The organism is Luteibacter sp. P4_E6, assembly GCF_056401535.1.
The window spans coordinates 1-3518 of the sequence record NZ_JBFUJE010000414.1 but is presented as its reverse complement, the minus strand read 5'-3'; the positions used below and the strand labels follow the sequence as shown (position 1 = coordinate 3518).

General features: G+C 62.8%; 8 protein-coding genes and 1 pseudogene. All 9 read left to right on the top strand.

Annotated features, from left to right (window positions below):
• Positions 1 to 353: S24 family peptidase (locus AC1DT2_RS18320; RefSeq protein WP_477297909.1), on the top strand; the 353-nt coding region annotated here is incomplete at its 5' end.
• A gap of 45 nt (positions 354 to 398) precedes the next feature.
• Positions 399 to 470: pseudogene (locus AC1DT2_RS18315) on the top strand (zinc ribbon domain-containing protein); the annotation flags it as partial.
• Between the two features lie 102 nt (positions 471 to 572).
• Positions 573 to 1004, top strand: coding sequence for a hypothetical protein (locus AC1DT2_RS18310; RefSeq protein ID WP_477297911.1), 432 nt, complete (start codon positions 573 to 575; stop codon positions 1002 to 1004).
• 131 nt (positions 1005 to 1135) lie between these two features.
• Positions 1136 to 1312, top strand: a complete 177-nt coding sequence (locus AC1DT2_RS18305; protein ID WP_477297908.1) for a hypothetical protein — start codon at positions 1136 to 1138, stop codon at positions 1310 to 1312.
• A gap of 3 nt (positions 1313 to 1315) precedes the next feature.
• Positions 1316 to 1582, top strand: a complete 267-nt coding sequence (locus AC1DT2_RS18300) for a hypothetical protein (RefSeq protein ID WP_477297906.1) — start codon at positions 1316 to 1318, stop codon at positions 1580 to 1582.
• Positions 1579 to 1866 carry a hypothetical protein gene (locus AC1DT2_RS18295; RefSeq protein ID WP_477297904.1) on the top strand — a complete coding sequence of 96 codons (288 nt, stop codon included), beginning with the start codon at positions 1579 to 1581 and terminating at the stop codon, positions 1864 to 1866. Before AC1DT2_RS18300 ends, AC1DT2_RS18295 begins: the two co-directional genes overlap by 4 nt.
• A complete protein-coding gene (locus tag AC1DT2_RS18290) occupies positions 1863 to 2069 on the top strand; it encodes a hypothetical protein (protein ID WP_477297903.1) in 207 nt (68 codons plus the stop codon). The genes AC1DT2_RS18295 and AC1DT2_RS18290 overlap by 4 nt, the downstream gene beginning before the upstream one ends.
• A gap of 285 nt (positions 2070 to 2354) precedes the next feature.
• Positions 2355 to 3041: an Lcl domain-containing protein gene (locus AC1DT2_RS18285; RefSeq protein WP_477297902.1), complete on the top strand. Its 687-nt coding sequence runs from the start codon at positions 2355 to 2357 to the stop codon at positions 3039 to 3041.
• Between the two features lie 64 nt (positions 3042 to 3105).
• Positions 3106 to 3518: hypothetical protein (locus AC1DT2_RS18280; protein WP_477297901.1), on the top strand; the 413-nt coding region annotated here is incomplete at its 3' end.

Here is a 3518-nt window from a genome sequence, read left to right as displayed (position 1 = left end):
ACCCAGAGGTCGTCGAGAGCCTTCGTGTCTCGCGTGAGTGGGTTGAGCGAAAGCTGCCAGGCGTACCTCCTGACGTGATCCGCGTGATTACCGGCCGCGGCGATAGCATGAAAGGTCAGTACAACGATGGTGATCTGATCTTCGTCGACACCCGTATTAAAACGTTCGATCAGGACTCCGCGTACTGCTTCCGTTGGGAAGGTCGCGTGCTAGTGAAGCGCCTTCAGTTCGTTGGGCGTGGAACGCTACGGATCCTCAGCAAGAACCCCGATTACCCGGCGATCGATGCGCCTCTTGACGACATCGAGATAGGTGGCCGCGCGCTCGCGGCCTGGACACTCAAGGAGTTCTGACGAAGGTCAGGACGCAGCTCTACTACAAGGATTCAGGGGAAGAACATGGCTTTGCTCAAGTGCCCAGATTGCGGCGGAAACGTCAGCGACAGCGCACCTACTTGCCCCCACTGTGGGCGCCCCATGATGGCGGCCCCTCCAGCGCAGGCGGCTGCACCCGCAAAACCCGTAAAGCCAGTGAAGCCACCAGCGAAGAATCACGGATGCGGAACGCTGATCGTGATTGTCGTCGCCGTCGTGATTCTGGCCGCTGTGTTCGGCGACCACGACAAAAAGCCGAAGGACAGCACGCCCTCCCCTACCGCTGCCGCCGCGGCAGCCGATGAGGCGAAAAGGGATGAGGAGTGCGCCACCGACGTGGTGTGCAGTGCGAAGAAACACGCTGGAGCGGCTGAGGTCTACTGCAAGCCACAAATTGAGGCGCGCGCCCTTCATGACGTGAAGTGGACTGACAAGTTTCTCGACCCGATGATGAGCCGCTACAAGTGGGCCGGCGATAAGCACGATGCGATCGTCTACATCGGCGACAAAGTGGCCTTTCAGAATGGCTTCGGCGCGTACAACCCCATGATCTACCTATGCACCGTTGACCTGGCGTCCGAGCGGGTTACGAAGTTGGAGATCATTGAGGGGCGCCTGCCGGCTGATTGACGCTGTCTACCTATCGGCGCAACGTCGATAGGCAAAATCAATAGCACAAGCTAGCATGGTGCTATTGCTATTGGTTAGCAGTCTGCTAGTCTTATCTCCAACGCCGGACCAGAACCGGCTTGGAGATAGCCATGAGCATCACGACCGCCTCGGACCTGATCACTAACGCCCTCGCCGCCGGCCGCATCAGCGCCGAACTCGCGAAGCGCGCCCAGGTCGCCGTCCGTGAATCGTCGTACTACGGCCAGCGCATGACGAACCGGGACCGCGCCCGCATCGTCGCAGTCCGCTTCGGGATCGAGGGCTAAGCCATGGGCGCCCTCACCTTCGTCAGCGCTAATAGCCCGGCCTTCGTTGCTGCCGTGCAGATCGGCGGCCAGGCGCTCAAAGTCAATGACCTGATCGCGGATCTGGAAGCCGACACGGCGACGCCCGCCGCCGTGATCGCCGAGGCGCACGTGGCCTACGAGGCCCTCAATCGCGCCTCCCTCGCCCTGTTCGAGCGCGCCATCGGCATCGCAAAGGCGCATGGCCATTACACCGACCTCGCCGCCCAGGCGATGGAAGGTGCGGCATGAGCGCCTACGAGGAACGGATCGATCGCCAGGTATTCGATGCCTTCGACCATGAGGCTCTGGTTCGCGATTTCATCGCCACGACCGAAACGCAGTTGCTCGGCGACGACGAGACCTTCGCCGAAGGCTTGAGCGATGCGCTGTTCGATCCCCGCAGCTGCAGCCAGATCGTTGCCCTCTTCCGCGAAGGCGACCTCCTGCGCGCTGCGCAGCTGATGCGGGACCACGTCCCGACCTACGTGGCCGAGAAGGCCGAGACCAAAGCCGACAAGGAGTTCCGTGTATGAGCACCGTCGTCCCCACCACCCACATGCAGTACGTCCGCCGCATTCGCCGCTACGGCCGCCAGCACGGCGTCACCGAGGCAGAGATGCGCGCCGCGATCCACGCCGGTCTGCCTCTCCTCACCGAGCGAACGCCCGAGTCGGTCTCGTATGAGCATGCTCGCCGCTTCCGCAATGTCGTGCCGACCGGCACCACCGCAGCATGAGGCCCCACATCTTCTCTCGGGACGGCAGCTGGTGGTGCTCTGGCCAGGGCATTGATTGCTCGGCCGCGACGTGGCGATCCGCCTACACCAAGTGGCTCGTCGAGCGCGCTTCTCGCCACAGGGTCCCCGCATGAAGCGCGCCCTTACCTGGTGGATGTCCGCCCCTTGCGAGCTCAAGTACGCGGCTGCTGGCTTCATCGCTCCGCACGTCCTGCTCGGCCTCATGTGCTGGCTCGGTAAGTAACCAATTTCAACACGCCGGCAGCGCCGGCAAAGGAATTCGCAATGACGAAGAACCCGATCTCTCTGACGCCCGTTGAGTCCTCGCAGATCCACAGCATCGGCCACGACGCGACCACCAACACGCTTGCCATCCGCTTCAAGAACTCGAAGGGTGACGCCAGCGGCCTGTACCACTACGACAACTTCAACGCCGAGGACTTCGCTGCGTTCAGTGGCGCCGAATCGATTGGTTCGTACTTCGGCAAGAACATCAAAAAGTCGGCCGCGTACCCGTTCCGCAGGATTGACGAATCCGAAGCGATGGTCACCGAGCAGTCGGCCCCCGCGCCGTCGCGCTTCGACACAAGCGCCCCTGGCATCACCTCCGACAACTCAACCGGACTGGTCTGGACCCGCGCCTACGCCACCGAAGGCGAAGTGACGTTCGCTGATGCTGAGGCGGCCGTCGCCTCGCTCAACGAGCAGGGCTTCATGGGCTTCTTCGACTGGCGCCTGCCGACTGTGCACGAACTGTTCGGGCTGATCGACCACGCCCGCTACGCCCCGGCGATCGACACGGACGCCTTCGAGTCCGCGGCCTATGACTGGGTGTGGACTGGCACGCCATTGGCGTCGGCTTCGGACGACGTCTGGGTCGTCTTCTTCGGCTACGGCGACGTCAACCACCACCGCCGAGACAACTACGCCTTCGTGCGTGCGGTGCGCGGCCCGTCGCCGGCCGGTCAGTAATCGGCCTTTTGGGCTCTTTCTCTTTCTAAGACCGCGCCGGCGGATACCGGCAAAGGAATTCGATATGTCCCGCTCCGACCATGGAAGCAGTTCGAACTCGCAGGGGAATGCCCTGTCCGTGCGCGAGGAATTCGGGGGCACCACCTCCAACCTGGCCGTGCAGGAGACCGCTTCCACGGCGGTCGCCGCCCAGGCTAAGGCCATGGTCGAGGCGCGCTACGTCATGGCGATGCGCCGGCCCCGCCAGTGGGACCAGGTGCGGCAGGACCTGCTGAAGGAGTGCAAGCGCCCCAGCTTCGCCCACAACAAGTCGGCTTACTACCGCAAGCCCATCGGCAACGGCGTCGAAGGTCTTGGCATCCGTTTCGTCGAGGTTGCCATCCGCTGCATGACGAACGTTCTCGTCGAGACCAGCATGATCTTCGAGGACGACACGAAGGAAGTGCACCGCGTCTCGGTGACGGACCTCGAATCAAA